Annotated in this window: 21 protein-coding genes; 6 read left to right on the top strand and 15 right to left on the bottom strand. The window is 66.4% G+C overall.

Features of this window, described 5'->3' with window-relative positions:
- Window positions 1–198: 198 nt before the first annotated feature.
- Both ACIGJG_RS27035 and ACIGJG_RS27030 read right to left on the bottom strand, forming a co-directional pair.
- Window positions 199–1599, bottom strand: coding sequence for a dihydrolipoyl dehydrogenase (locus tag ACIGJG_RS27035; protein WP_011300567.1), 1401 nt, complete (start codon window positions 1597–1599; stop codon window positions 199–201).
- Between the two features lie 138 nt (window positions 1600–1737).
- Window positions 1738–2469 (bottom strand): glutathione peroxidase, encoded by a 732-nt coding sequence (locus ACIGJG_RS27030; RefSeq protein ID WP_483673362.1) that lies wholly within the window; start codon window positions 2467–2469, stop codon window positions 1738–1740.
- A gap of 253 nt (window positions 2470–2722) precedes the next feature.
- Here ACIGJG_RS27030 and ACIGJG_RS27025 point away from each other — a divergent pair, with 253 nt between their 5' ends.
- Window positions 2723–4459: a dipeptidase gene (locus ACIGJG_RS27025; protein ID WP_483673361.1), complete on the top strand. Its 1737-nt coding sequence runs from the start codon at window positions 2723–2725 to the stop codon at window positions 4457–4459.
- 46 nt (window positions 4460–4505) lie between these two features.
- On the opposite strand, the gene ACIGJG_RS27020 is transcribed toward ACIGJG_RS27025, so the two are convergent.
- Entirely contained in the window at window positions 4506–6239 is a 1734-nt protein-coding gene (locus ACIGJG_RS27020; protein WP_483673360.1) for an FAD-dependent oxidoreductase, read from the bottom strand.
- Window positions 6240–6455: 216 nt separating this feature from the next.
- Between ACIGJG_RS27020 and ACIGJG_RS27015 the strand changes: the two genes are divergently transcribed.
- Window positions 6456–7160 carry a YceH family protein gene (locus ACIGJG_RS27015; protein ID WP_011300571.1) on the top strand — a complete coding sequence of 235 codons (705 nt, stop codon included), beginning with the start codon at window positions 6456–6458 and terminating at the stop codon, window positions 7158–7160.
- A 67-nt stretch (window positions 7161–7227) separates the two neighbouring features.
- Here ACIGJG_RS27015 and fliD read toward each other — a convergent pair whose 3' ends face one another.
- Entirely contained in the window at window positions 7228–8694 is a 1467-nt protein-coding gene (gene fliD, locus ACIGJG_RS27010) for a flagellar filament capping protein FliD (RefSeq protein ID WP_483673359.1), read from the bottom strand.
- Window positions 8695–9182: 488 nt separating this feature from the next.
- Between fliD and ACIGJG_RS27005 the strand changes: the two genes are divergently transcribed.
- Window positions 9183–10121, top strand: a complete 939-nt coding sequence (locus tag ACIGJG_RS27005) for a patatin-like phospholipase family protein (protein ID WP_011300573.1) — start codon at window positions 9183–9185, stop codon at window positions 10119–10121.
- A 39-nt stretch (window positions 10122–10160) separates the two neighbouring features.
- Here ACIGJG_RS27005 and ACIGJG_RS27000 read toward each other — a convergent pair whose 3' ends face one another.
- From ACIGJG_RS27000 to ACIGJG_RS26975, 6 genes are read right to left on the bottom strand one after another with little or no spacing between them, the layout of a single operon-like run.
- On the bottom strand, window positions 10161–11159 hold the full coding sequence (locus ACIGJG_RS27000) for a tripartite tricarboxylate transporter substrate binding protein (RefSeq protein ID WP_011300574.1): 999 nt from the start codon (window positions 11157–11159) through the stop codon (window positions 10161–10163).
- Between the two features lie 52 nt (window positions 11160–11211).
- Window positions 11212–13011, bottom strand: coding sequence for an acyclic terpene utilization AtuA family protein (locus tag ACIGJG_RS26995; RefSeq protein ID WP_011300575.1), 1800 nt, complete (start codon window positions 13009–13011; stop codon window positions 11212–11214).
- Window positions 13008–15011: an acetyl/propionyl/methylcrotonyl-CoA carboxylase subunit alpha gene (locus tag ACIGJG_RS26990; RefSeq protein WP_483673358.1), complete on the bottom strand. Its 2004-nt coding sequence runs from the start codon at window positions 15009–15011 to the stop codon at window positions 13008–13010. Before ACIGJG_RS26990 ends, ACIGJG_RS26995 begins: the two co-directional genes overlap by 4 nt.
- Before the next feature lie 37 nt (window positions 15012–15048).
- Window positions 15049–15894 (bottom strand): enoyl-CoA hydratase/isomerase family protein, encoded by an 846-nt coding sequence (locus ACIGJG_RS26985; RefSeq protein WP_483673357.1) that lies wholly within the window; start codon window positions 15892–15894, stop codon window positions 15049–15051.
- Between the two features lie 36 nt (window positions 15895–15930).
- Complete coding sequence (locus ACIGJG_RS26980) at window positions 15931–17091, bottom strand: acyl-CoA dehydrogenase family protein (protein ID WP_224009247.1); 1161 nt, start codon at window positions 17089–17091, stop codon at window positions 15931–15933.
- A 52-nt stretch (window positions 17092–17143) separates the two neighbouring features.
- Window positions 17144–18763: an acyl-CoA carboxylase subunit beta gene (locus tag ACIGJG_RS26975; RefSeq protein ID WP_041680224.1), complete on the bottom strand. Its 1620-nt coding sequence runs from the start codon at window positions 18761–18763 to the stop codon at window positions 17144–17146.
- Between the two features lie 128 nt (window positions 18764–18891).
- Here ACIGJG_RS26975 and ACIGJG_RS26970 point away from each other — a divergent pair, with 128 nt between their 5' ends.
- The 3 genes from ACIGJG_RS26970 (at window position 18892) to ACIGJG_RS26960 (ending at window position 21459) form a co-directional block, all read left to right on the top strand.
- A complete protein-coding gene (locus tag ACIGJG_RS26970; RefSeq protein ID WP_011300580.1) occupies window positions 18892–19635 on the top strand; it encodes an IclR family transcriptional regulator in 744 nt (247 codons plus the stop codon).
- Window positions 19636–19765: 130 nt separating this feature from the next.
- Window positions 19766–20176: a FixH family protein gene (locus ACIGJG_RS26965; protein ID WP_483673355.1), complete on the top strand. Its 411-nt coding sequence runs from the start codon at window positions 19766–19768 to the stop codon at window positions 20174–20176.
- Window positions 20176–21459, top strand: coding sequence for a cytochrome-c peroxidase (locus ACIGJG_RS26960; RefSeq protein WP_140950613.1), 1284 nt, complete (start codon window positions 20176–20178; stop codon window positions 21457–21459). Before ACIGJG_RS26965 ends, ACIGJG_RS26960 begins: the two co-directional genes overlap by 1 nt.
- Here ACIGJG_RS26960 and ACIGJG_RS26955 read toward each other — a convergent pair.
- The 5 genes from ACIGJG_RS26955 to ACIGJG_RS26935 all read right to left on the bottom strand — a co-directional run bounded on the left by ACIGJG_RS26955 (window position 21456) and on the right by ACIGJG_RS26935 (window position 26707).
- Window positions 21456–22322, bottom strand: a complete 867-nt coding sequence (locus ACIGJG_RS26955; protein ID WP_140950614.1) for a helix-turn-helix domain-containing protein — start codon at window positions 22320–22322, stop codon at window positions 21456–21458. The two genes, ACIGJG_RS26960 and ACIGJG_RS26955, sit on opposite strands and share 4 nt — an antisense overlap.
- A gap of 111 nt (window positions 22323–22433) precedes the next feature.
- The gene (locus ACIGJG_RS26950; RefSeq protein WP_140950615.1) at window positions 22434–22940 is read right to left on the bottom strand and encodes a hypothetical protein; all 507 of its coding nucleotides are present in this window, start codon (window positions 22938–22940) and stop codon (window positions 22434–22436) included.
- Window positions 22941–23137: 197 nt separating this feature from the next.
- Window positions 23138–23809: a hypothetical protein gene (locus tag ACIGJG_RS26945; RefSeq protein ID WP_011300585.1), complete on the bottom strand. Its 672-nt coding sequence runs from the start codon at window positions 23807–23809 to the stop codon at window positions 23138–23140.
- Between the two features lie 11 nt (window positions 23810–23820).
- Window positions 23821–24444, bottom strand: coding sequence for a response regulator transcription factor (locus ACIGJG_RS26940; protein ID WP_140950616.1), 624 nt, complete (start codon window positions 24442–24444; stop codon window positions 23821–23823).
- A 226-nt stretch (window positions 24445–24670) separates the two neighbouring features.
- On the bottom strand, window positions 24671–26707 hold the full coding sequence (locus ACIGJG_RS26935; protein WP_011300587.1) for a hybrid sensor histidine kinase/response regulator: 2037 nt from the start codon (window positions 26705–26707) through the stop codon (window positions 24671–24673).
- Window positions 26708–26876: the final 169 nt, after the last annotated feature.

Raw genomic sequence — 26876 nt, 5'->3', positions numbered from 1 at the left:
TCTCGCCGCGCGTGGATGCGCGATCGTTGGCAAGCGCCCGGCACGTGTCTGCCGGAGACCATCGACTGAGCCGGAGAGCCTCACCCTTGGCCCCCGGCCGCATTGATGGTAACCCGCCTGAGTACGTTTGAGTGCACGGCGCTGGCGCGGCTGGCCGGAGGCCGTAGGCCGGCTGCCGGCCGGCGGCCGCCGATCGCCTCAGCCCTCCAGCTTCGCCGCTGCATCGCGCAGCGCCGTGCGCAGCCCCTCTTCCACCACCGGGTGGTAAAACGGCATTGCCAGCATCTGCGCGATGGTCAGCCCCTGCTGATACGACCACGCCAGCAGGTGCGCAATGTTCTCGGCGCGCGGGCCCGTCCATTCGGCACCCAGGAACTGGCCAGTCGCCTTGTCGGCATACACGTGCATCAGCCCACGGTTCCTGAGCATGACGCGACTGCGGCCCTGGTCTTCAAAGCTGACTTCGCCGGTGACGAAGCTGCCCTCGGCCAGGTCGGCAAAGCGCTTGCCCACCATAGCGATCTGCGGGTCAGAGAACACCACGGCGAGCGGCGCGCGGCGGGCCAGCGGCAACACCCGCGGGTACGTCGCGGCATTCTCGCCGGCGGCCTTGCCCTCGTCGGCGGCTTCATGCAGCAGCGGCAGGATGTTGTTGGCATCGCCGGCGATGAACACCGGCGATACGCCGCACTGCAGCGTCACGGGATCGAACACCGGCACGCCGCGCGCATCCAGTTCCAGGCCGGTGTTCTCCAGGCCCAGGCCGCGCACATTAGGCTCGCGACCCGTCGCGGCGAGCACGTAGTCGAAGGTCTCCGCGACGGACTTGCCTTCGCGGTCGATATAGGTAATGCGGGCCAGATCGCCTTCGCGCGCCATCTCCGTGACGCTGGCCTCGGTATCAAGATAGAACGCCTTGCGGAAGGTCTCGTCCGCATAGCGGCGTATGACGGGGTCGGTCAGCGGACCGAGCGAGCCGCGCACACCGAACACACGCACGCGCACGCCAAGGCGCGACAGCGCCTGTCCAAGCTCCAGCCCGATCACGCCGGGCCCGAACACGGCCACGCTGCGCGGCAGGTCTTCCCATGCGAACACATCGTCGTTGACGATCAGGCGGTCGCCGAACACCTTGAACGGTGCCGGCAGCACCGGCCGCGACCCCGTGGCGATGACCACGCGGCTGGCACGCACGGTGATGTTGCCGTCGTCGGCCGCTACTTCGAGCGTGGTGTTGTCGATGAACGAGGCGTAGCCACGAATGCGGTCTGCCTCGGGAATGCCGTCCACGCCGCGTACCACGAAGCCGACGAAGCGGTCGCGCTCGCTGCGTACGCGGGCCATGACCTCGCGGCCATCGATACGGATCTGGCCATCCACGTGTACGCCGAACGGGGCCGTGTGGCGCAACTCATGCGCGGCTTCGGCGGCGGCAATCAGGAGCTTGGACGGCATGCAGCCCACGCGGGCACAGGTGGTGCCGTACGGGCCACCTTCGATGATCACGGCGCGCTTGCCGGCCGCGATGGCGGCGCGGTAGGCGGCGAGGCCGGCGGTACCTGCTCCGATGACAGCGACGTCGGTCTGGATGGTCTTCATGGTGAACGGTTCCTTTCCTTTTGAGATTTCTTGAAATCGATCGGACATCAATCGGCGGGCTGGATGGCACCGCGCGGGCAGCGCGGCGCCATCGGGTCCGGCGACTGCCGGACCGCGCGGGCGGTCGTGATACGGGGATTACTGGCCCAGGTACTGCTCGAGCGCGGCGGCGCCGCCAATCAGCTTGCCGTTGATGAAGACCTGCGGCGCGGTCATCTCGCCGGACACGGCGCCCAGCACCTTGCCGCGCACCTTGTTGTCGAGCGGCACCTCGATGTACTCGTAGCCGGCGTCGGACAGTTGCTGCTTGGCCTTGGCGCAGAACGAGCAGCCTGCCTTCGAGAACACCACCACCTGGTCCGGACGCTTGGCGTCGGGGGCGATGTGGTTCAGCATGGTGTCGGCATCGGAGACCTTGAACGGGTCGCCCGGCTCGTTCGGCTCGATGAACATTTTCTCGACCACGCCGTCACGGACGAGCATCGAATAGCGCCAGCTGCGCTTGCCGAAGCCCAGGTCGGCCTTGTCCACCAGCATGCCCATGCCTTCGGTGAATTCGCCGTTGCCATCGGGAATCATGGTGATGTTCTGCGACTCCTGGTCCTTGGCCCATTCGTTCATCACGAAGGTGTCGTTGACCGACACGCACAAGATCTCGTCCACGCCATGCTGGGCAAATGCCGGCGCCAATTCGTTGTAGCGCGGCAGGTGGGTCGACGAGCAGGTCGGCGTGAAGGCGCCGGGCAGCGAGAACACGACGACGGTCTTGCCGTTGAACAGATCGCCGGAGGTGACAGTCTTCCACTCGTTGTCCTGGCGGATGCGGAAAGCGACATTGGGAACGCGTTGGCCTTCACGGGATTGCAGCATCGGGATCACTCCTTGGTGGTTTCAGTGGTTTGCTGCGTGTTGCAGCGATGGACCCGATTCTGGCGATCCCAATGTGATTTGTACAATTCATCGTTTAAACCGACGCCATTAACCATTACTATCAATGACAGATAGACTTCCCTTATGGACAGTTATAGGTGCCACATAAGGCACCCCTATTTTTTACAATGGGATAGACAAGTGCCCTATCATGCGGCCATCTGTCGACCTCCTTTCGCATCCCCCAGCGCCGATGAGCCGCCCTACCACCCGATCCGCCCTCTCCGCGCTTGTGCTTTCGCTTTCGCTTTCGCTCGCCTGTCCGGCAGGCGCCGAAACGCTACGCAAGCCCGCCCTGGACGCGCTGATCGCCTCGCAGAAGTCCGGCGCGCAGGAAAGTCTGGAAACCTTCCTGGCCAACGCGGCCAAGGCCGCCCCTGCCGTGGCGCCTGCCGTAGCGGCGTGGCAGGGCGGGCTGCCGCTCAGCGGCGACAACCTCGTCAACATCGGCCGTTTGCTCGGGGTCTACAACCGGGTACACAACGAGGCAGCGGTCATCGACACGCTGGGCAAGATGGTCGCGCTGCGCACCGTTCGCGATGACAAGATGCCGCAGCACGAAAACCCCGCGATCATCGAGTTCGGCAAGCTCGTCGAGGGTATGGCGAAGTCTTTCGGGCTGGTCTACCGCAACGTGGATAACCGCGTCTTCGAGGTCACGCTGCCCGGCACCGGCACCGACATCTTCGGCATCCTGACCCATGCCGACGTGGTGCCAGCCGCCGCCGAAGACTGGGTGCTCGACAATGGCACGAAGCTCGATCCGTTCTCCGTCACGCGCGTCGGGGACCGCCTGTATGGCCGGGGGACCATCGACGACAAGGGTTCGATTGCCGCCGCGCTCTACGCCATGAAGACGGTCAAGGAAAGCGGCGTGCCGCTCGAGCGCAGCGTACGCCTGATGATCGAGACTACCGAAGAAACCGGTGGCGACGGCATCAAGTACTACCGCGAACACAACGCGCTGCCCGACTACAACATCGTGCTCGACAGCAAGTATCCGGCTGTCGTGGCGGAGAAGGGTTCCGGCGCACTTCGCGTCCTGTTTCCCGTGCAGGCCACCGATAGCAAGCGCGCGACCATCGTTGCCATGCGTGGCGCGGCGTCGGCCAATACCGTGCCGGAGAGTGCTACCGCGCGCATCGGGGGCGGCAATCCTGCAGCGGTCCTGTCCGCGTTCGATAACGCACGTGCGGCCTTCATCCGCAAGTACGCGCCGCAGGGCGGGAAGTTCGCCATCGACGTCAAGCGGGACGGCGATGAAGTGGTGGTCAAGGTGACCGGTGTGTCGGCACACGGTTCAAGGCCCGAGGAAGGCGTCAACCCGCTGCCGCGGCTGGCGCTGTTCCTGCAATCATCGGGCGTGCCGCTCACCGACAACCATTACCTGCGCGCGGCGCACTATATCGTCGACCTGTATGGCCTGGGCTACCTGGGCGAGAAGATGGGACTGGCCTATCGCGACCCGTTCATGGGCCCGCTGACCATGTCGCCGAACCAGATCCGCGAGCAAGGCGAATTCATCGAAGTCACCACCAATGTGCGCATGCCGCGCGGCAGCACGCCCGAGGCGCTCAGCGGCAAGGTGCTGCAGCGCATCTACAAGTGGGCGGCCTCCACTGGCTCGACCGTGGAGGTCAAGCATGAGCAGGGCAACTGGATGGCGCGCGACCCCAAGGGCGCGTGGCTCTCCACGCTGCTCAACATCTTCGGTGACACCACCGGACTCGAAGCCAAACCCGTGGCTACGGCGGGCAGCACCACGGCCAAGCTGCTGCCGAATGCGATCAATTTCGGGCCGGCCATGCCCGGCAAGAAGTACACCGCGCACAATGCGAAGGAGTACAAGGAAGTGCCCGATCTGGACCTGGACCTGCAGATGTTCACCGAGATGATGGTGAGGATCGGGAACCTCGGGAAGATGCAGTAAAGCAAGGCATGCCGGCAAGCCGTGCCACACCGCGCGCGGCAGCGGCTCAGGCGGCCTGTGCCGCCGTCGTCAGGCCGGCGAGGTAGTTGTGGATCTGCGCGACGACCGAGGCCCCTTCCCCCACTGCAGCGGCCACGCGCTTGGTCGAGCCCGAGCGCACGTCGCCAATCGCGAACACGCCCGGCACGCTGGTCTGCAGCGGATACGGCACGGCCGACGCGCAGCCCAGCGTCCCACCGCCCGTGCGCACGAAGCCCTTGTCGTCGGTCTCCACGTTGCACGTGCGCAGCCACGAGGCATTGGGATCGGCGCCGATGAACAGGAACAGGTGGCGCACCGGCAGCGATACCAGCCCGTCGCTCTCGGTGGGCGCCTGGTAGCGGACATCGGACAGCCACCCGTCCCCTTCGAGCGCATGGATTTCGGCACGGGTGTGAAGTTGCACGTTGGGCAGCCCGCCGATACGGTCGACCAGATAGCGCGACATGGTGGCCGCCAGCCCCTGCCCGCGCACCAGCATGTGGACATGCGCCGCATGCGTGGCCAGGAATACCGCCGCCTGTCCGGCCGAGTTGCCACCGCCGACCAGCATCACCGGCTCGTTCTTGCACAGCTTGGCTTCCACCGGCGAGGCCCAGTAGTACACGCCCCGCCCCTCGAAACGTTCGAGCGCATCGATGGCCGGCCGGCGGTACTGGGCGCCTGTGGCGATCACCACCGTATGCGTCGAAATCATGCGGCCATCGGCCAGTTCGAGCCGGATCGGATCCGAACCGCAATGCAGGGCCTTCACTTCCAGCGGGATCGCAATGTGGGCGCCGAATTTGAGGGCCTGCACAAACGCGCGCCCGGCCAGCGCCTGGCCCGAGATACCGGTGGGAAACCCGAGGTAGTTCTCGATGCGCGCGCTGGCTCCGGCCTGGCCGCCCGGCGAGCGGCAGTCGATCACCGCCACCGACAACCCTTCGGACGCGGCATATACGGCCGTGGCCAGGCCGGCGGGACCTGCGCCCACCACGACCACGTCGTAGACGTGGGTCGGATCGAATTCGGGCAGCAAGCCGAGGCACGAGGCCAGTTGCCCTTCATCGGGCGCGCGCAGCACGCGGCCGTCCGGGCAGATCACGAGCGGGAAGTCCGAAGCCGGCGCGTTCGCGAACTCGCTCAGGCAGGAACAGTCGCGCTCGACGTCCATGTCGATCACCGTGTACGGGTGACCGTTGCGGCGCAGGAACGCCTGCAGCGCCAGCAGCAGCGGTTCGGCGCCATGACCGACCAGTACCGGGCCGCTGCCGGACTCGATCAGCCCGACGCGGCGCAGGATCAGCGCGCGCATGATGCGCTCGCCAAGATCAGCCTCCGCCACCAGCAAGGCGCGAAGCCTGTCGGGCGGGATCGCGAAGCCTTCGGAATCGGTCACCGCGCGGCCGTCCACGAGCGACGGGCGCCCGGTCAGCGTGCCCACTTCCGCCGAAAACATGCCCGGCCCGAGGTCGGTAATGCGGTGCTCATGCCCGAGCCCGTCGCGGCGGATGATCTGGATACAGCCGCTGACCACCACGCACATGCCGCGGCCCACCTGCCCGACCGAAAACAGTTGTTCGCCGGCTTGCCAGCGCTGCGGCGTGCCAAAGTGCCGCATCCGTTCGACTTCGTCGCCAGTGAGCGTCGGAAACATCTGGTGCCATCGGCTTTCCAGCGTCGAATACGGTGCATCGAGGCTTGCCGTGGCCTCGGTGCCCTGCCCCTCAACGCTCTCCGTCCGGTCCGCCTGCGCCATACTGGCCTCCCCGTAGCAAAAAGAATTTGTCGGCTTTCGCGCACTCCGGCGCATCAACGCCCAACCGGTCGTTGCACCTCATCGATAGTAGTCGGCGCCCGCGCGAAAGCGAGGGCGCCGCGGCAGGTTTGGGGACGGGCAGTTGCACATTGCGCCGGCTTGCGTTTGAATGTCCGCCTTGCCGGCACTCCGCCGCGGCACCACGACACATTCTCCATGAGCTCCACGCCTGACACCCCCTCCCGCCAGCCGATCCGCGCGCTGACCCCGATCGAAGGACGCGTACTCGGCGTGCTGAAGGAGAAGCAGCACACCGTGCCCGATACCTACCCGCTGTCGCTCAATGCGCTCACCGCGGGCTGCAACCAGAAGACCGCGCGTGCGCCGGTCATGAATGTCACGGAAGCGGAGGTAGTCGTGGCGATCGATGGCCTGAAAGGCCTGAGCCTGGTGTTCGAAGGCAGCAGCAGCCGCGTGCCGCGCTTCGAACACAATATGAACCGCGTGCTGGGCGTGCCCTCGCAGTCGGCCGCGCTGCTGGCCATGCTGCTGCTGCGCGGGCCGCAGACCGCGGCCGAACTACGCCTGAACACGGTGCGCCTGCACGCGTTCGCGGACATCTCGTCCGTTGAGGGGTTCCTGGACGAACTGGCCGAACATGAGCCGCCCTATGTGGTGAAGCTCCCCCGTGCGGCGGGCGAGCGCGAGCATCGGTGGATGCACCTGCTCGGCGGGGAAATCAATGTAGACAGCTTTGCCGCCGCCGGAGCGGCCCTGGCTGACGAATCTGTCGCGCCCTCTGAACTCGAGCGCTTGCGTGCCGAACAACGCGACCTTTCGAACCGGGTACAGCGCCTGGAAGCGCTGGTCGAACATATGGCCAGCCAGCTCGGCATCGACCCGGACGCGCTGGGCGCCTGACCGAGGCGCGGGCCGAGTCAAACCCCGGCCCGCGAAGACCCCGAAGATCCTCTTCGTAGTCTTCCTGTCAGCTCTTGCTCGACGCACTGAACTGCTGCGTCAGGTAAGTGCTGGTGTTCTTCATCTGCGCCATGATCGTGTCCAGCTGGGTGAACTGCTGGCGATAGTTTGCGATCGTGTCGTTGACCATGTTCTGCGTCGAGTCGTACTGCGAGCTCAGGTCCTTCAGCGTGCTGTTGATGCCATCGGTCGCGGAAGTCAGCTCGCCTTCGGTTCCGGTCATTTCACCGACCAGACTGCTGATCTTGTTGCCGTAGCCGGTCTTGCCGTCGCTGTTGCTGAACAGTGTCTCCACCCCGGCCATATTGCTGTTCATGGCCTTGGACAGCTTGTTGGCGTCCAAAGTCAGCGTGCCGTCGTTCTGGAAGCTGACACCGACCTGGGACAGCATCGTGAACGCGTCCTGGCCGCCGGCCTCCGGCATATTGAGCGCTGAGCGGAGTTGCGTCTGGATGTTGCGGAGCACACCGTCACCCGTCAGCGGGGCGGCCTGCTGGCCCTGTGCCGCGGTCGGGTTGAAGGCCGACAGGCTCGTGGCCGTGCTCTGCAGGCTGTTGTAGGCCGTGACGAAGGCCTGGATGCCGTTCTGGATGGCCGTGTTGTCGCGCTGCACGCTGACGACCGACGTGCCGGTCTGCGACAGCGACATGGTCAGGCCCTGGATGGCCGAGACGTCGTTGCTGGCGCTCTGGATGTCGATGTTGTTGACCGAGAGCCGGGCATCGCGCGCAGCGACGGTCTGCTCCATGTTCTGGGTGCCCGCCGGATCATTGGCCACCAGGCCGGTGAGCGCGCCCGTGCTGTCGCCGGTCACGGAAATGCGCATGCTGTTAGCCTCGCCCGTGTCGTTGGACGTCAGCACCAGGCGGTACGGCGACCCCGATCCGTCGTTCAGGATGGTCGCGGTCACACCGGCATTGGCCGCATTGATCGCATCGCGCACGCCTTCGAGCGTGCCATGGGTGCTGTCGATATTGATATCGACACCAGTGCTGCCGTCCTTGGCCGCAAACGTGGCGCCCGTGTACTTGCCGTATGTGGCGCTGGTGCTGTCGGTATCCAGCGTGCCACCGCTGATGGTGCCGAAGTCGATATGGATCGTGCCTGTGCCGATCGTCGCGTCCTCCTTGGCCTGCCCGGCACCGACGAGCGACTGGGCCTGCGCCAGCGCGGTGACGTTGACCGAGTACGTGCCCTGCGCGGCGCCGGTGGTACTGGTGGCGCTGAGCACGTCGGTACTGCTCGAGGAGATCTTGGTCGCGTTGAAGAAGTCAGGCTGGCCGAGCTTGCCTGCGGCCGACTGGAAGGCGGTCAGCGCGTTCTTGAGCTGTCCGTAGGCCGACAGCTTGGTCTGGTAGCTGGTTTCCTGGTCCTGGATCGCTTGCAGCGGCGCCTGTTCAGACTGCGTTAGCTGATCCAGCAGGGAACTCAGGTCGAGACCTGAGCCGACGCCCAGATTCGATATGGTTGTCATGCGTATTCCTGCAACGGTTGCTTGGATAGGTGCGGCTGCAATGTCCAGACATTGGCCGCGAGCCACCATAGCAGTGGGCATTTCGACCAACTCTCTTCAACTGGCGGCAATTTCTGCCCTATTTAATAAACCGTAATCTTTCTGATACTGCCCCGTACCCTGAATCCTGCTGGCTTGTTTACTTCGTTACACAAACCATGGCTTTGTAAGCTCTATGGTACAAATGGTGTGCGCAATACCCGACTCACCACCGATCTGACGCAAGAGTTTGTGCGACCACAGGTCGCCCCGAAGTCGGGATCAAAACTCATGTCGGTTAATTGCGCAATCGAGATACAACCGCCTCCGGCACATGACACCGCCGGCGTTGCCTGCATGCCGGTTTCGCGAAGCCCGCCCTGCCAACCGGCGCCAGTGTCGCCTATGCTTTGCTCAGGACGATTTCAGCCCGAGCACAAGCGCGGCGTGGATTGCGCCGCACCCATACCATGGAAAAAACCGCTTTTGTCTTTGCCGGCGGCGGCAGCCTGGGCGCGATCCAGGTAGGCATGCTGCGCGAACTGGTGGCGTGGGGCCTGACGCCCGACCTCGTAATCGGGGCCTCGGCCGGGGCCATCAATGGAGCCTACTTCGCGTGCCACCCGGGGCGCGAAGGGGCCGCGCAACTGGAGCAACTGTGGCGCGCGATCCGGCGCGCGGAGATCATGCCCTGGTCGTGGCGCAGCGTGCTGGGCATGCTGGGCGGCAGCCGCGGCTACCTCGTGGATGCGTTTGGCCTGCGCACCTTGCTGAACCGCAACTTTGGCGACGCGCGCCTTGAAAGTGCCGCGCTGCCGCTGCATGTGGTGGCAACCGATATGCAGAGCGGCGCGGAAGTCCTGCTTTCCAGCGGCGGCATCGTCGAGGCCGTGCTCGCCAGCGCGGCGATTCCCGGCGTGTTCCCGCCGGTGCAGTTCGAAGGACGCACGCTGATCGACGGAGGCGTCGCGAACAACACCCCGGTTTCCACCGCGATCCGGCTCGGCGCCACGCGCGTGATCGTGCTGCCGGCAGGCTTCACGTGCTCAGAGCGGCGTCCGCCGCGCGGGGCGCTCGAACACGCGTTCAATGCGCTTTCGCTGCTGGTGGCGCGCCAGCTTGTCCACGACCTGCAGCACTGGAGCAACCACGCACATATTTCCGTGGTGCCACCGCTGTGCCCGCTCGATATCTCACCCTATGACTACTCGCGCTGCGGCGAGCTGATCGACCGGGCGGCCGGCACGACGGCGCTGTGGCTGTCTCGCAATGGCCTGGACAGCCAGAATGTGCCGGGCGCCCTGCACCCGCACACGCATGATGCGGAATCGCCGAGTTGCAGCGCGGACCTGCACCCAGCGTCGCACCAGCATCACGATCATTCTCCGCCTGCCGAGCGGCATCTGTAGCAAACGGGCCGGCACGGGCATCGGACCGGCCCCACCGGCTTACTCCACCTTCACGCCGCCCTTCCTCACCACCTCGCCCCAGCGCACGGATTCATCCTTGATGAAGGCCTGGAACTGGTCGGCCTTGCCGCCCACGGGGTCGATGCCGTAGTCGATCAGCCGCACGCGGACATCGGGCTGGCGCAACACGGCGTCCATCTCGGCGGAGATCTTTGCGAGCACCGCTGGCGGCGTCTTCGCCGGCGCGATCAGGCCGATCCAGCTGCTGGCCGTCACGCTCGGATAGCCGGCCTCGGCCATCGTCGGCACGTCCGGTGCCGCCGGCCAGCGCGTCGGGCTCGAAATCGCCAGCGCGCGGACCTTGCCGGCCTTTACCTGCGGCATCATGGTCTGGACCGAATCGAAGATGATGGCGACCTGCCCCGAGAACAGGTCAGGCAACGCCGGCGAAATGCCCTTGTACGGAACGTGGACCATCTTCACGCCGGTGGTCTGCGCGAACAGTTCGCCGGCCAGATGCGCGCCCGAACCGTTGCCGCTGGACGCAAAAGTCATCTTGTCCGGATGGGCCTTGCCCCAGCTCACCAGTTCCTTGACGTTGGTCGGGGGCAGCTGGGCGCTCGACACCAGCAGCAGCGGAATCCGGCCGATCAGGCTGACACCGGTCAGGTCCTTGATCGGGTCGTAGCTCATCTTCGGATAGAGGCTCGGGTTGATCGCATGCGCGGCCACCACAACCAGCAGCGAATAGCCGTCCGGCGCGGACTTGGCGACGTTGTCCGAGCCGATCATGCCATTCGCACCCGGACGGTTTTCCACCACCACGGGCTGGCCGATGCGCTCGGCCAGCTTCTGCATGACCAGCCGCGTGACAGCGTCGGACACGCCGCCGGGCGTGTATGGCACCACTACCCGTACGGGGCGGCTGGGCCAGTTGTCGCCCTGGGCGACCGCCGGCGCCGTGCCCGCAATCAGTCCTGCGAACAGACCCAGTCCCAGCAGCCTGCGGATGCGCCCGTTGGGCTTGCGTTGTGTCATGTCTCCTCCTTGTCGGATGTGCGCCTGTGGCCGGCGCAATCGGTTCTGCGATTCAGTTAGCGATGTCTTGCGCCCAGCTCTGCGGGACCGACAGCGGGAAGTCCAGCAGCATCTGTGCGTAGCTCTTGCCGAGCGGATCGGAGCGCAGGCTTGCAACACCGCCGCCGCCCAGCGCGCCATGCATCAGGAAATTCAGCGCATGCAGGCCCGGCACGTCGAAGCGCTCGACGTCGCCGTGAACGAGATGGGCAAAGTACGCGCGTACAGCCTGCGGCGTCAGTTGCTCGCGCAGCAGCGTCAGGTACTCGGGCCGCCGCGCGATCACGCCGATGTTCTCGTCGTCGCCCTTGTCGCCGCTGCGGGCATAGGCCAATGCCACCAGCGGGCGCTGCACGCGGGGCTGGTCGGGCACCGGCGGCAGTGCCGGCATGTCGACAGCCGCCGGGGCGGCAGCGTCACCACACTGCGCGGCCTTGGACAGCACGATCTCGCCGTCCTCGAACGCCACGCGCATTGGCACGTCGCCCTTCGGCACCAGGAAGGAAAACACCTTGACCACGGGCTGGATGTCGACGCGGCCCGAGAACGACGAACGCGTGCCCGCCGCCATCGACGTGCCGGCCGACGAGCATTCGCGCTGCAGGAAACTCAGCGCCTTGGCTTGCGCGTGCCGTGCGCCGATGCGCAGCACGACCTCGCGCGTCGGCAGCTCGCGCGCATGCGGGCCGTATTGCGATTCACAGCCGAGCAGCTCGACGATTGTCTCGCTGTAGTCAGGCAGGCCGCGCTCGGCCAGCATGGCGCGCGTGCGCGTGAGCAGCGCATCGGCCGTACGGTGTGCCTTGGCGGGTGCGTCGATGCCGCGGATCGCCATCATCAGGCTGATCTGGTAGCCGTCCTGCCACGTCGCATTGCCCTTGTAGTGGCCACCCGGTGCCCGGCCGCGTGCGCCGGACACGCGCACCTGTCCCGGCGCGGCCAGTTCGGTGCGCACCGTGCGGAAGTCACAGGTCACGTCGGGCATCAGGTAGTTGGCCGGATCCCCGACCTCGTACAGCACCTGCTCCGCCACTGCGGCGGGATCGATCAGTCCGCCCGTGCCTTGGGGCTTGCTCAGCACGAAGCTACCGTCATGCGCGCAGTCGATGACGGGATAGCCCATGCGATCCCAGCCCGGCACGCGCTGCCAGTCCGTGAACAGGCCGCCAGTAGCCTGCGCGCCGCACTCGATCACATGGCCAGCGAGCGTGCCGGCAGCCAGGCGGTCCCAGTCGGTCCAGTCCCAGTCGAACTCGTGCGCGAGCACGCCGACCACCACAGCGCTGTCCACGCAGCGTCCGGCAATGACGATGTCCGCGCCCAGCGCCAGCGCTCGCGTAATGCCCTGCGCACCGGTGTAGACATTGGCCGACCATGGCTCGGTCGTGGGCACCGGCTGGCCTGCCAGGTCGGTCAGGCCGTCCGCGCACCATTGCGCGAAGTGCGGCTGCACGTCGTCGCCGGTCACCACGGCGATGCGTAGCGACAAGCCCTGCTGCGCGGCGACCTTGAGCAGCGCGTCACGGCAGGCTTCCGGATTGAGGCCACCGGCATTGGCGACGACGCGGATGCCGCGGCGCAGAATCTCGCCAAGGTTCGGCGCCATCGCCGCATTCACGAAGTCGGTGGCGTAGCCCAATGCCGGGTCTTTTGCACGCGCACGCGCCAGGATCGACATCGTGGTCTCGGCCAGGTAGTCGTAGACCAGGTATTGCATGCCGGGCACGGCCAGCAACTGCGGCGTGGCGATCGCGGAGTCGCCCCAGAAGCCCGAGGCGCCACCGATGCGTACGGTCTTGGCGGTATCGCTCATGCCTTCTCCTGTTCAGCGTCGTCAGCTTCCACGCGCGCCAGCAGCGCGCCGGCACTGGCCTGTCCACCTGCGCGAGCCGACAGTTCCGCGACCACGCCGGCAAACGGCGCGGCAATGATGTGTTCCATCTTCATGGCCTCGAGCACCACCAGCGGCTGACCAGCCTGCACGCGATCGCCCTCTGCCACATGCACGGCCACGATGCGCGCGGTCAGCGGCGCCTGCAGCATGCCGTCGGCATCGCCTGCGTCGCGGCGGCGACGCGGATCGTGGCGCTGGAACTTCCACGCACGGCCGGCCTGGAACAGGTGCAGCGCATGCTTGTCCGTGGCAAACACCAGCGGATAGGCGACGCCGTCGCACTCCACCAGCGCGGTGCCCGCCTCGGCATCGGCCCGCAGTATGCGCAGCACACATTCCCGACCCGGCGCTTCGCTGTCGCGCTCGCGCAGGCTGACATGCCAGCCATCGCGCCCGGCCCGCAGCATGGCCTGCCACGACTGTCCCGCAGCATCCAGCGCTACGCTGGCCGCCGCGCGTGCCAGCGCCGCCGGCCGGCTGCCGCCTTCCAGCACGCCAGCGGCCACCAGCGCAGCGCTTGCTGCCACATGCTGCGGCGGCACCGTGGCTTGCAGCGCGGTTTGCATATGGGTCTCGACGAAACCGGTGTGGACGTCGTTGCCGGCAAAGGCCTCGCTAGCCAGGCAGTCCGCCAGGAACGCCTGGTTGGACGGCACGCCGAGCAGCACGCAATCCTCCACCGCGCGCAGCAGCTTGCGCCGCGCTTCTTCGCGGTCGGCACCGTGCGCCACGAGCTTGGCCACCATCGAGTCATAGTGCGTCGGAATCGCGCCGCCCTCTTCGAGCGCATGGTCCACACGCACGTCGCGGCCCGTGGCAGGCGGTCGCCAGCGCATCAGCGGACCGCCTTGCGGCAGGAAGCCTGCGGCAACGTCCTCGGCGGTAAGGCGGACTTCGATCGCGTGGCCGTTCAACTGCACTTCGTTCTGCGTGACCGGCAATGGCTCGCCGGCCGCCACGCGCAGTTGCCACTCGACGAGGTCGAAACCGGTGATGGCCTCCGTCACCGCGTGCTCGACCTGCAGGCGCGTGTTCATCTCCATGAAGTAGAAGTTGCCTTCGCTATCGAGCAGGAATTCCATCGTGCCGGCGCCGACGTAGCCGATCGAACGCGCGGCACGCACGGCAGCCTCACCCATGCGCGCGCGCAGCGCGGGGCCGACGGCCGGCGACGGCGCTTCTTCGATGACCTTCTGGTGGCGGCGCTGCACCGAGCAGTCACGCTCGCCGAGGTGGATCACGTTGCCGTGGGTGTCGGCGAACACCTGGATTTCCACATGGCGCGGGGCGATCACGGCACGTTCGAGGATCAGTTCGCCGGAACCGAATGCGGTCTCGGCTTCCGAACGCGCACTCGTCAGCGCACCGGGCAAACCTGCGGCATCGCGCACCAGACGCATACCGCGCCCGCCCCCACCGGCTGCCGCCTTGACCATCAGCGGAAAACCGATCTGGCCGGCCTGCGCGAGCAGCGTGGCGTCGTCCTGCGCTGTGCCCTGATAGCCGGGCACGCATGGCATGTCGGCATCCAGCATCAGGCGCTTGGCCTCGGCCTTGTTGCCCATGGCGCGGATGGCCTTCGCCGGCGGGCCGACAAAGACGAGTCCGGCGGCCGCAATCGCTTCAGCGAATTCGGCATTCTCGGCCAGGAAGCCATAGCCGGGGTGCACGGCATCGGCGCCGCTGCGGCGCGCGGCATCGATGATGGCGGCAATGTTCAGGTACGACTCGCGCGGCGCAGCGGCGCCGATGCAGACGGCCCGGTCGGCTGCGGCCACGTGCGGGCTGTGGCGGTCGGCCTCGGAATAGACAGCCACCGTGGCCAGGCCGAGGCGGCGCGCGGTGCGCATGATGCGCACCGCAATCTCGCCGCGGTTGGCGACGAGCAGCGTATGGAAGGGTCGGCGGGTAGCGGACATGAGGGAATCCCGTGAATCTCTTTGAGTCTTTGAAATCTCAGGCGACGGCCTGCGCCGCGCGGACGGTGTCGGCATCGAAGCGCGCGACCCAGCTGGCGTCGCGCTTCTCGCGGAAGGCAGCAACGCCCTCGGCGCCTTCTTGCCGCATGCATTGAGCAAACAGGTGCGAGGCCTCGTCGAGCAGCGGCGATACAGGCTCGCGACCGCAGCGGCCCACCAGCGTCTTAAACACGCGGTTCGCGTTCGGCCCGCAGCGGCCGACGCGCGTCAGCCATTCGGCGATCAGCGCGTCAAGCTCGGCGCTGTCTTCGGCAAGCTGATCGACGAGCCCGATGGCCACCGTCGACTGGCCGCTGACGCGCTCACCGGTCAGCCCGAGGCGGCGCGTCGCCACCGCACCAAGGCGCTGCACAACGAACGGCGCGATCTGCGCGGCAATGATGCCCAGCGTGGTTTCCGACAGCGCAAAGCGCGCATCGCGCGTGGCCAGCACAATGTCCGCCGCGCACGCCAGGCCCATGCCTCCGCCCATCGCAGCACCATCCACGGCAGCAATCGCCGGCACCGGCAGCACCGACAGGCGCTCCATGAAATAGCCGAACTGGCGGTTGCGCGTGGCGACCGGGTCTTCCTGGCTAGCGTCGGCCTGCAGGCGCGCCTGGAAATTACCGACGTTGCCGCCGGCGCTGAAGATGCCGCCCGCGCCGCGCAACACCAGCGCGCGGACTTCGGGATCGGTCTCCGCCTGTTCCACCGCCGCGGCCAGCGCCGCCACGACTTCAGGTGCCAGCGCATTGCGCGTGGCGGGAATATTCAGCGTGGCGAACAGCACGCCGCCGGAGCGGCGAACGATTACGCCGTCGTTCTGCGAGGTGTCGGGCATGGCAGTGTGTCTCGTCAAATGTGGAAGGACACGCGCTCAGCCGCGCGACATCAGGCCCATCTGCTTGGCGATGACCTGCAGCATCACCTCGTCCGCGCCGCCGCCGATCGAACCGAGGCGGAAATCGCGATACGCGCGCGATGCATGGTTGTCCCACGTGTAGCCCATGCCGCCCTGGAACTGCATGCACCAGTCGGCTACGTCGCGCGACAGCCGACCGGCCTTGAGCTTGGCCATGGAAGCGAGCTCGGTCACTTCGCCGCCGTTGATGTAGGTCTGCGTGGCCACATACACCAGCGCGCGCAGCGCTTCCATTTCGGTCTTCAGTTCGGCCAGCTTGAACTGGATGAACTGGTTGTCGAGCAGCGGCTTGCCGAACGCGATGCGCTGGCGCAGGTACTCGGCGGTTTCTTCGATCAGCGCCGTACAGGCCAGGCGGCGCGCGGCACCGTTCAGGCGCTCTTCCTGGAACTGCTTCATCTGGTAGATAAAGCCCATGCCTTCTTCGCCGATGCGGTTGCGCACCGGCACGCGCACTTCGTCGAAGAAGATCTGCGCGGTGTCGGAGCACCACATGCCGAATTTCTTGATCTTCTGGATTTCCACGCCTTTCACGCGCTTGCCGTTCTCCTTGAGCGGCACCACGATCAGCGACTTGTTCTTGTGCACGGGGCCGTCGGACGTGTTGCACAGCAGGCAGATCCAGTCGGCCTGCGTGCCGTTGGTGATCCACATCTTGGAACCGGTGATGACGTAGTCGTCGCCGTCACGGCGTGCGCGCGTCTTGAGCGATGCCACGTCGGAGCCCGCCCCCGCTTCCGAGACGCCGATCGAGCACACCATGTCGCCGGCAATGGCGGGCGCAAGAAACTCTCGCTTGAGCGCGTCGGAACCGAATGCGGTCAGCGCCGGCGTAGCCATGTCGCACTGCACGCCAACGCCCATGCCGATGCCTTGTGCACGTGCATAGCCCAGTGCTTCCGCCGCAGCGATGGCGTACGAGAAATCAAGGCCAAGGCCGCCGTATTCGACCGGCTTGGTGATGCCCAGGAAGCCGAGGTCGCCCATCTTCTTGAACAGTTCGTGCGCCGGGAAAATTTCGGCGGCTTCCCACTCATCGACGTGCGGATCGATCTCCGCCGACACGAAGCGGCGGATGCTGTCCATGATATTGCGGTGGTCTTCGGTGTACAGCATGCTGGTCTCCAGGAATTCTTGTTAGCTACAGGCTAGGATGTTCGTTGATGGCTCAGAGGCGCGCCACGCCAAACTGCACGGCACGCGGTTCGCGCCGGTTTGCTTCGCGGGCGGTCGCCAGCACGAAGGCCAGCACGGCACGCGTGTCGCGCGGATCGATCACGCCATCGTCCAGCAGCAGGCCGCTGGTCACGAAAGCGCTGGCCTGTCGTTCGAAGTTGGCGACGATCTCGGCGGTCTGCGCCGCGAGCTGCGCTTCGTCCACGGCCTTGCCTTTGCGCTCGGCCTGCTGGCGCGCCACGATCTCCAGCGTCATGGCGGCCTGCTCGCCGCCCATTACCGCGGTGCGCGCATTGGGCCACGAAAAGCAGAAGCGCGGATGGAAGCCCCGGCCGCACATGCCAAAATTGCCGGCGCCGAAGGACGATCCGCAGTAGATCGTGATCTGCGGAACGGTCGAGTTGGACAGCGCCTGGATCATCTTCGAGCCGTGCTTGATCATGCCCGCCTCTTCCGACGCGCGGCCCACGATAAAGCCCGTGGTGTTCTGCAGGAACACGATGGGCGTGCCCGACTGGTTGCAGAGCTGGATGAACTGCGCGGCCTTGGTCGCGCCGGCCGGATCGATCGGGCCGTTGTTGGTAATGAAGCCGACCGCGTGGCCTTCGATGCGCGCATGGCCGCAGACGGTGCCGGGACCGTAGTCGGGCTTGAACGGCAGCCACGCGGAATCGTCGACGATGCGCGCGATGACTTCGCGCATGTCCACGGGGCGCTTCATGTCGAGCGTCATTACGCCGTCGAGTTCGGCCGGGTCCAGGCGTGGCGCACGGGCCGGCTGTCCCGGAGCGGGTGCCACGTCAGGCCAGTCGAGGCTCGCCACGATGTCGCGCGCGGTGGCAATCGCATGCTCGTCGTCTTCGGCCAGGTATTCGGCCAGGCCGCTGACGGTGGCGTGCAGGTCGGCGCCGCCGAGTTCTTCGTCGGTCGCAATCTCGCCGGTAGCAGCCTTGAGCAGCGGCGGGCCGGCCAGGAACGCACGCGCGCGATTGCGCACCATGACCACGTAGTCCGACAGGCCCGGCATGTAGGCGCCGCCGGCCGTGGACGAACCGTGCACGACGGTGATCACCGGCAGGCCGGCCGCCGACAGGCGTGCCAGGTTGTAGAAGATGCTGCCGCCGCGGATGAACTTGTCGACGCGGTACTTGCGCAGGTTGGCGCCGGCCGATTCGACCAGGTGGATGAACGGCAGCCGGTTTTCCAGCGCGATCTCCTGGCAGCGCATGAGCTTCATATTGCCGGCCTCGGTCATGGCGCCGGCATCGATGCCCGAATCCGTCGCCAGCACCATGCAGCGCACGCCGCAGACGATGCCGATGCCGGCCACGAGCGAGCCGCCGGGAATCGACGTCTCATGGTTCGGGTCGTCCATGCCGAAGCCGGCCAGCGTGGCAATGGGCAGGAACGGCGCGCCGGCGTCGAGCAGGCGGCCGATGCGCTCGCGCGGCAGCAGCGCGCCGCGCTTGGCGAAGGCCGGGCGCGCGCGCTCGGAGGCGGCCACGGCACGCTGCTCCAGGCTGTGCAGGCGGTCGATCAGGGCCTGCATGCCGGCGCGCTGGCTGGCAAACGAGTCGGAGGACGGGTCGATGCGTGTCTCGATGGGAATCATGGCGCTGGCTTGGTTGGCGTGATGGGAGGATTGCAAACCACCGCGCCCCGCGGGACAACATTAATCGCTCAGATTGTGCATAATGTGCACGCCAAACCCAATGCTCCCCGACCGGACGCCGCCCGCGCATGCCTGCCAAGCCATCTACGCCCAGTGGGGTCCAGAGCCTCACCCGCGCCTTCGCCCTGCTTGAGCTGCTCGCCGAGCACCATGAAACCGGGTTAACCCTGCCGGAGCTGGCCATCAAGGCCGACATCGACCGCACGACGGCGCACCGCATGGCCCGCTTCCTGGAGGCGGCCGGCTATATCGAGCGCGAGTCGGCCAGCAAGCGCCTGTACCTGGGCACCACGGCCATGTCGCTCGGCCTGCGCGCGATGAACCGCCCGCCGCCCGGCAGTGTGCTCGTGACCAAGATGAAGGCGCTCGCGCGGCTGACCGGCGACGCGGTATTCCTGATCGTGCGCATCGGCGATCACGGCCATTGCCTGCATACCGAGGAAGGCAGCCACCGCATCAAGTCCTTCCACATGCTGACGGGCAGCTCGCGCCTGCTGGGCCAGGGCACCGGCAGCATGGCCTTGCTGGCGCGCCTGGACAACGACGCCGTGCGCGCGCACTACGAGCGCCACCGGGCCGAGTACGAAGCCAGCGGCCGCAGCCTGATGAAGCTGATGCGCGGCGTCGAACGCAGCCGCGCGTGCGGCTACGCGCTGGCGGGCGCCGATGGCGTGGCCGGTGTCGGCTATGCGCTGCCGATGGCCATGCACGCCGACGCGGCCATCAGCATTGTGTCGGCGGCATCACGCATGCCGGTGGCGCGCCGGCATGAGATGGGGCGGATCATCGGCGGGATGTTTGTGGGGGAGTGAGGCGGCTTGAATGAAAAGGCTGCGGGAACAGCCTCTTCGTTCAAGCGCGGGCGAGCACCGGTCCGGACAATCAGCGGACCGAAACAGCTTCCATCGTCCCATCATGTCTCGCTCCCTCTCCGCACTTGCAATGTTCTCGATGCTTTTTGCCGGCTACGGCTGCAGTACGCCGCCGCAGGACCTGGACCTGTCCCGCGACAAGTCGACTGACGAGGGCCGCTACCGGGTCGCGATCATCGCGCCGACGCCTGCACCCGCCATCAACCAGATGCATGCCTGGACGGTCAGGCTGACCATGCCGGATGGCCGGCCGGTCAACGACGCCCAGTTCTCTGTTGCCGGCGGCATGCCGCAGCACGGCCACGGCTACCCCACACAGCCGCGCGTCACGCGCGGGGCCGAGGCAGGCACCTACCTGCTGCAGGGCATGAAGTTCAGCATGAGCGGATGGTGGGACCTCAAGCTCGGCATTCGCGCGGCGCCAGGCCCCGACACGGTGGCGTTCAACATCGTCGTCGATCCGGGTTCGGAGCGCCGCTGATGAAGTCCCGCCTCAAGACCGGCATGGCGATTGCCGGCGCACTGATGGCAATCGCCCTCGCCTTGCGCGTGTCGGCATCCGCGCCGCAAGCCGCGCTGCGCGATACCTGGCTGCCAGAAGACCTGCGGACCTTGGCGAGCCTGCAACTGGACCCATCCACGCCGCGCGCCGCCGACCCTTCCAATGCCTACGAAGGGAGCGGCAACGCGGCCAGCCTTGGCCACGCGTTGTTCAACGACGCTCGCCTGAGCCGCAATGGCCGTGTCTCGTGCGCAAGCTGCCATCAGCCGAACGGCCAGTTCGAGGATGGACGGCCCGTGGGGCTTGGCATTGCCACAGGCACGCGCCGGACCATGCCGGTGATGGGCGCGTCCGGTGCGCCATTCCTGTTCTGGGACGGCCGCAAGGACAGCCTGTGGTCGCAGGCACTGGGTCCCATGGAAGATGCCGCCGAGCATGGCGGTAATCGTGTGCGCTTTGTCCGGATCCTGCAGGCAAAGTATGCGACGCAGTACGCACAGGTCTTCGGGCCGCTGCCGGCCATGCCAGTACTTCCGGCCGATGCCTCGCCACTGGGCTCGCAGGAAGAGCGGTCGGCCTGGGCTGCCCTGCCGCCCGCCACGCGGGAACAGGTGAATCGCGTGTTCGCCAACATGGGCAAGGCCATTGCCGCGTATGAAAGCCGCGTGCGATATGGTCCTTCGCGATTCGACCGCTATGTTGTAGCCACCCTCGCGGCAGATCGTGGCGGGCAGGACGTGCTCACTGCGCAGGAGGTGCGCGGACTCAGGCTGTTCTTGGGCAAGGGCCAGTGCATTACCTGCCATAACGGACCGACGCTGAGCGACCACGCGTTCCACAACACGGGCATACCACCGCTGAGTCCCGAACATCCTGAGCGCGGGCGTGCCGATGCCATCCCGAAGCTGCTCCGTGATGAATTCAATTGCCTTGGCCCATTCAGCGATGCCAGCCCCGAACAGTGCGCGGAGCTGAACTTCCTGGCGAAAGACGATCCTGCCCACGTTGGCGCGTTCCGCACGCCGAGCCTGCGCAACGTCGCGGATCGGGCGCCCTATATGCATGCCGGGCAAATCAAGACGCTGCCCGACGTGCTGCGGCATTACGTGAAAGCCCCGGCTGCGGCGATCGGAAGAAGCGAACTGGCACCCGCTGGCGAGGCACCGGGATCTCGGCAGGCGATCCGGCTGTCGCCGCAGGACGTCGAAGACCTGGCTGCATTTCTTGGCACCCTGACCGGCACCATTGATCAGCCCACTTAGGAAGACGGCGCGCGAAGCCGCTCGCTCAGCGGCCCTTTCATCTGCATCGCGGACGGGGCCAGGCCGAACATGGTCCGGCACGTGCGCGACAGATGGGCAGAATCGGCAAAACCCGCGGCGTGCGCGGCATTGGCGAGGTTGTCGCCGCGCATAAGGATTTCCCAAGCCTTCAGCAGCCGGCGCCAGAGTTGGTAGGTCCGTAGCGGCATGCCGGTCTCTTCGACAAAGACATGGCGGAACCGGCTCGGGGACAGGTGCACCACCGCCGCCACGTCTTCGAGCGCCAGCGTATTGCCATCCTGAGCACGGAGATGCTCGATCGCCGCCAGTACCCGCGGATCGGACGGCACGTGCGGAATCGTCCGCGAGAGCGAACTCACCAGGGCCTGCGCGGCATACTGCACGGCGTCGGCAGTCCGGGTCCGGCGCCACGCCTGCTCCAGCGCCGAATCCATGCCGGCGAGCGCCTCCTTCTCCAGGAACTCGATTTGCCCACCCATCCGCGCAGACAACGCGCGGCCCTCCTGTGTCTCGGGCTCGATGAACAGCACCGCGCTCCAGTCGCAAGACGAGACATCGATGCTGTGCACCGCGCGGGACGGCACCAGTGCGCCATGGCAATCGACAAGTGATCCGCGATGGCCCGACTGGACCTGAAGACCCGAAGGCGCGCCAATCACCAGCTGGATCGCGTAGTGCGAGTGCGGCGCGACCGGACCGCCTCCGGAACCGATGAACAGGCAGCCTCCACTCCAGGCAATGTAATCGCCCTGGTATCGCGCTGGGATTATCCCCGGGCGCGGCACACTGTTCTCTGTGTTCACCGGGGCGGTCGGGCTCGGTGGGGAATCGCGTCGCGTCATGCCTGGTTATGCTGTCGGGTTCCGATGGTTCAGCGGATTTGCCTCCTCGTGGAAGCTTCCCGCGCCGGCGCAAGTGTCGCATGGCACGCGCCCCGGAGCGCACGGCGGCATTCAGGGCAACCGGGCCATCAGCCGGTCGCGCAGCGAAGGCGGCAGCACGAGCCGGCCTTTGCCTTCGGTGGCCGCTGCGTCGAACACCAGCACGCTGCGATCCCAGTGCAGGCGGACTGGCCCCGAACTCGGGAAGGTACGCTGGGCCAGCACGACGTTGCGGCGCGCGCTGTACACACGCACCAGCACCTTGTGCTGCGAAAGGTAGCAGTACTCCGCTTCATACCGGGCGGAAGCATCCGGCATGGGCAGGCGCCGGCAGTTGTGGGCACCGGCGCGCTCCCAGGCCCCGCTGCCATAGACGATGGCCGTCCACATTGCGCCAAGCGCCAGCCCGCAGCGCGTGACAGCGGCAGCGAGCCACATGGCGCGCTCGCGCCGCCCTTCGTGCCGCGAATACACAAACCACACCGCGCGCGCCATGCCGACCACCAGCACCAGCACCGCCGCTCCGGCCAGGTGGAAATAGAACGATGATTCCGGCATGGTCGCCAAGGCATGGCTCATGACCCGTCCCCAGACAAGCGTGGATGGAAACCCAGACTCCGTCATTCATTCCGCGCGCACATGATATTCGCGTTTTAATTCTGATGACTTCTTTATTGCCGCACGGAATTCAAACAATAATAATTCCCGCCGCGGATATTTAAATCGGGGGAATTACGGTGCATTACCGGGCATTCCGGCAATCAATAGCTTCTCTGCTATTTGCAGGCGCTTGCAAGCAGCATGGCGCGGAATTCGTGCGCGGTCGGCACGAACACTTCGGCAAGCGCGCCCGTCAGCCTGACGTCTCCGCCGCGCGCCACGGTTTCCAGTCGTTGCGCGAGCCGCTGGAAGCCTTCGCAGCGGGCCAGATGCGCCGACGCCTTCACGCGGTGCGCCACGCTGCGCCACGTTTCCAGGCTGTCGTCTTCCTCTTGCAGGCGATCAAGGTCCGATTCCGTTGATGTGGCAAGCGCTTCCACCAGTTCAGCGGCAAGCGCTGCATCGCCGAAGGTCTGGCTTGCGATGGCATTGGCCAGACCGGCACGGTCGCTGACTGAAATCGCCACGTACTGATGCCGCGCCAGCAACCTGAACAGAGCCTCTTCGGTCACGGGGTCAGTCAGCACGTCGTCGCACAGTGACGATACGTCCTCCTGCGCGCGGCCGACGCATACCAGCAGCGCGCCCTGCCGGCGCGCGCGCTGCAGCAACGGCGTGGCGACAATCTCGGGCGGGGCGAGCATGACGCGCGGCACGGCAGCTGCCAGCACCGCCTCGGCTTCCGTGGCCGTCACGCATTGCGCCGGCAAACCCGCATCGCTGAGATACTGCGTGGCCGGTTCGATCCAGGCGCTGCCAGACGTGGCGAGGATGAATGCGCTGTGCATGGGAATCTCCATCAGCCGATGGCAATGTGGTGGCGCCGCGCGAAATCGATCACGTCGACGAGGGACCGCGCGCCCAGCTTTTCCATGATGCGGGTCTTGTGCGTGCTGACCGTCTTGTTGGAGATGAACAGCACCTCTCCGATCTGCTTGTTGGACATGCCCTTGGCCAGCATCTGCATGATCACGAGTTCCTTGTCAGACAGGCTTCCCAGCCGGCGGGTTTCGTCCACGCCATCGGCGCGTCCGCCATCGACGTCCGGCATGACCGAATACCCGGCCAGGACGGATTCGACGCACCGCACGATCTCGGGCAATTCCTGGGTCTTGCTGACATAGCCGTTGGCGCCGGCCTGCCGCGCACGCGGCGCAAAGGTGTTCTGGTCCTGGCCGGAGATCACCAGGATGCGCACGCTGGGCTGGATGGCCTTGAGGCGCGGAATGACGTCCAGGCCGTTGATGCGAGGAATGTCGAGGTCAAGGATGACGACGTCCGGCGCATACTGGCGCACGATCTCGACGGCAGCCTGGCCATTGTCCGCTTCCAGCACATGCGTCACGCCGAGGACCTGCGACAGGTGCGTTTTCAGCACCACGCGTACAGCGGGATGGTCGTCGACGATCAGGATTGTGGCCACGGCAAACACTCCATCGCTAATGGCATTGGGCACATTGCCTGAGGAATGATCCGGCAGGCATTTATGGTCTGGCACATCATTGTGCTCAGCATTTTTCCGCGCCGGCGCAGGAAATTTCCGAGCGCTGGTACGACTTTTCCCGATTGACCTTCACGAGCAGGATCCTGCACCCACCGGCATCGCCTGCGCACTGCAACGGCGCCGGACAGCCACCTCATGATGCGCCTTACCGCGCCCATCGGGCAATGCATGCGCGCAGGTCGTCCATGCGAACGGGCTTGGCGAGACAGGCGTCCATGCCCGCGTCGTGGCATTGCCGGGCCACTTCCGCACCGGCAGACGCCGTCAGCGCGACGATCGGCACGTCGGCATTGGCGCCCGGCCCGGATGCCCGGATCCGGCTGGCCAGTTCGAAACCGTTCATGCCGGGCATCTGGCAATCGGTCAGTACCAGCGCGAAACGCTGCTGCCGGAGCTGCTCCAGCGCCGCTTCGCCCCCGGATGCCACCGTGCAATCCTGCCCCAGCATCTCCAGTTGCCGGCGCATGATGACCTGGAACGGCAGGTGGTCTTCCACTACCAGGATGGCCTTGCGCACGTCCAGCGGTTCCAAGGGGGGCGGCGGCCCAGCGCGGCCGGCGACCCCTTGGGGCACTGGGCTCATGGCCACTGGCAACGTCACACACAGCACAATCGTAGTGCCGGCCCCAGGCTGGCTTTGCAGCGTCAGCGTGCCGCCCATCCGTTCCGCCAGGCGCCGGCAGATCGCCAGGCCCAGCCCGCTGCCGCCAAAACGGCGCGAAATGGAGCTATCTGCCTGCGAAAATGGCGCGAACAGCTGCTCTTGCTGTCTGGCGTCGATACCCACGCCGGTATCGGCGACGCTGAGCGACACACGCTGGTGCTCCTCCATGTCTTCGAGCAAGTCCAATCGCACCGTAATGCCGCCCTGCGCCGTAAACTTCACAGCATTGCCGATCAGGTTGAGCAGGATCTCCTTGAGCCGCGTGGGATCGCCTAGCAAGGCCACGGCAACGCGCGCATCGGCTTCGAACGCAAACGCGAGCTGCTTTGCCGCGACCGCGGGCCTGTGCACCTGCATCACCGACTCGACGAGGGCGCGCAGATCCAGCGGCAGCGACTCCAACGCGAGTTGCCCGGCCTCCAGGCGACTGTAGTCGAGGATGCCGTCGAGGATTTCCATGAGCAGGCGCGCCGCATTGTCGGCCAGCGCGACCTCGCTGGCCTGCTGCGCGCTCATCGGGCTGCCGCGCAACAGTTCCAGCGCACCGATGACCGCTGCCAGCGGCGTGCGGATCTCGTGCGTCATCGTGGCCAGGAAGCGCGCCTTCGCCTGTGCGGCGCCTTCCGCGGCCGCGCGGGCCGCCGCCAGCGCTTCGAGCTGGCGATGTTCGTCGGTCGCGTCGCCGGCATAACCGCTCCAGCGCAACTGGCCGGATGGATCACGCGCCGGTGCGCCCACGAACAAGCGCAGCCACCGCGTTTCGCCGTCGACAAGAATCCGGAGTTCAAACTGCGCGGCCGATTGCGCGGCAGCGGACTGATGCAACGCGTCGGCCATTTTCAAGCGGTCCTCCGGATGGATCGACGGGTATTCGCCATCGACCACGGCGAGCAGCCGTTCGGCGGACCAGCCGCGATACCGTTCCGCCTTCGCGGAAAAATACGAAAACCAGTACCGGCCACCCGGCTCCGCGCAGAGCTGGAACGACGCCACGGGCAAGGCGTCGGCAATCTCATCGAGCACGCGCTTGGCCTCGAGGGCGGCCTGTTCGGCTGCGAGCTGGGCGGTGATGTCGATGGTCGCGGAAACGGTGCCTGCCTCGGTGCCGTCCGGCAGGCGCAGCGGCTGCGTGGCGAAGAGCAGGTCATGCCACTCGCCGGCGGCATCACGCACGCGCAGCGTCTCGTCGACCCGCTGGCCTGACGCCCGCGCGCGAGCGATCGGCGATGCCACGGCAGCCACGATGTTGGGCGGCACGCCAGCGTCTTCCATGGTCTTCCCCAGCATTGTCTGGCGGCGGATGTCGAGAAAATCCTCAAGCGCCACATTGACTGCGACGAAGCGCCCGCGTGCGTCGCGCGCCACCATCGGATATGGCGCAGCGTCAATGATGGCGGCCAGCACATCGCGTTGGCTGCCCATCGTTCGCAGACGCCGGTGCCAGTGCAGCAGGCAGGCGGCCATGAGCACCACGCAGGCGGCCAGCAGGCCAGTGATCGGGGTTGGCGCGGTCAGCATCGGAAAACTCCATCGCGGACAGGTAACAGACGAGCAGGGCAAGACAATGATAGCGTTGCCCGGTGGCTTGCCAGCCGCTCGGCCCGGTGGCCGCGACGACATTCGGCCAGCGTGGCTGCCGACTGAATAGGAAATTTCTCCAGCCAGACTCCGACGCGTCTGAAACTAC

The organism is Cupriavidus sp. C1SS-2L, assembly GCF_057073735.1.
This window is presented reverse-complemented; position numbering and strand designations above follow the sequence as displayed.

Excerpts from the sequence above, each read along its gene's own strand:
- ACIGJG_RS26935 (WP_011300587.1), bottom strand. The coding sequence starts at position 26,707 with ATGCTGACCGCGCCAACCCCGATCACTGGCCTGCTGGCCGCCTGCGTG.
- ACIGJG_RS27020 (WP_483673360.1), bottom strand. The coding sequence starts at position 6,239 with ATGGCGCAGGCGGACCGGACGGAGAGCGTTGAGGGGCAGGGCACCGAG.
- ACIGJG_RS27005 (WP_011300573.1), top strand. The coding sequence starts at position 9,183 with ATGGAAAAAACCGCTTTTGTCTTTGCCGGCGGCGGCAGCCTGGGCGCG.
- ACIGJG_RS27000 (WP_011300574.1), bottom strand. The coding sequence starts at position 11,159 with ATGACACAACGCAAGCCCAACGGGCGCATCCGCAGGCTGCTGGGACTG.
- ACIGJG_RS26985 (WP_483673357.1), bottom strand. The coding sequence starts at position 15,894 with ATGCCCGACACCTCGCAGAACGACGGCGTAATCGTTCGCCGCTCCGGC.
- ACIGJG_RS26960 (WP_140950613.1), top strand. The coding sequence starts at position 20,176 with ATGAAGTCCCGCCTCAAGACCGGCATGGCGATTGCCGGCGCACTGATG.
- ACIGJG_RS26995 (WP_011300575.1), bottom strand. The coding sequence starts at position 13,011 with ATGAGCGATACCGCCAAGACCGTACGCATCGGTGGCGCCTCGGGCTTC.
- ACIGJG_RS26950 (WP_140950615.1), bottom strand. The coding sequence starts at position 22,940 with ATGAGCCATGCCTTGGCGACCATGCCGGAATCATCGTTCTATTTCCAC.
- ACIGJG_RS26945 (WP_011300585.1), bottom strand. The coding sequence starts at position 23,809 with ATGCACAGCGCATTCATCCTCGCCACGTCTGGCAGCGCCTGGATCGAA.
- ACIGJG_RS26990 (WP_483673358.1), bottom strand. The coding sequence starts at position 15,011 with ATGTCCGCTACCCGCCGACCCTTCCATACGCTGCTCGTCGCCAACCGC.
- ACIGJG_RS27015 (WP_011300571.1), top strand. The coding sequence starts at position 6,456 with ATGAGCTCCACGCCTGACACCCCCTCCCGCCAGCCGATCCGCGCGCTG.
- fliD (WP_483673359.1), bottom strand. The coding sequence starts at position 8,694 with ATGACAACCATATCGAATCTGGGCGTCGGCTCAGGTCTCGACCTGAGT.
- ACIGJG_RS27025 (WP_483673361.1), top strand. The coding sequence starts at position 2,723 with ATGAGCCGCCCTACCACCCGATCCGCCCTCTCCGCGCTTGTGCTTTCG.
- ACIGJG_RS26955 (WP_140950614.1), bottom strand. The coding sequence starts at position 22,322 with ATGACGCGACGCGATTCCCCACCGAGCCCGACCGCCCCGGTGAACACA.
- ACIGJG_RS26975 (WP_041680224.1), bottom strand. The coding sequence starts at position 18,763 with ATGATTCCCATCGAGACACGCATCGACCCGTCCTCCGACTCGTTTGCC.
- ACIGJG_RS26970 (WP_011300580.1), top strand. The coding sequence starts at position 18,892 with ATGCCTGCCAAGCCATCTACGCCCAGTGGGGTCCAGAGCCTCACCCGC.
- ACIGJG_RS27035 (WP_011300567.1), bottom strand. The coding sequence starts at position 1,599 with ATGAAGACCATCCAGACCGACGTCGCTGTCATCGGAGCAGGTACCGCC.
- ACIGJG_RS26980 (WP_224009247.1), bottom strand. The coding sequence starts at position 17,091 with ATGCTGTACACCGAAGACCACCGCAATATCATGGACAGCATCCGCCGC.
- ACIGJG_RS26965 (WP_483673355.1), top strand. The coding sequence starts at position 19,766 with ATGTTCTCGATGCTTTTTGCCGGCTACGGCTGCAGTACGCCGCCGCAG.
- ACIGJG_RS27030 (WP_483673362.1), bottom strand. The coding sequence starts at position 2,469 with ATGCTGCAATCCCGTGAAGGCCAACGCGTTCCCAATGTCGCTTTCCGC.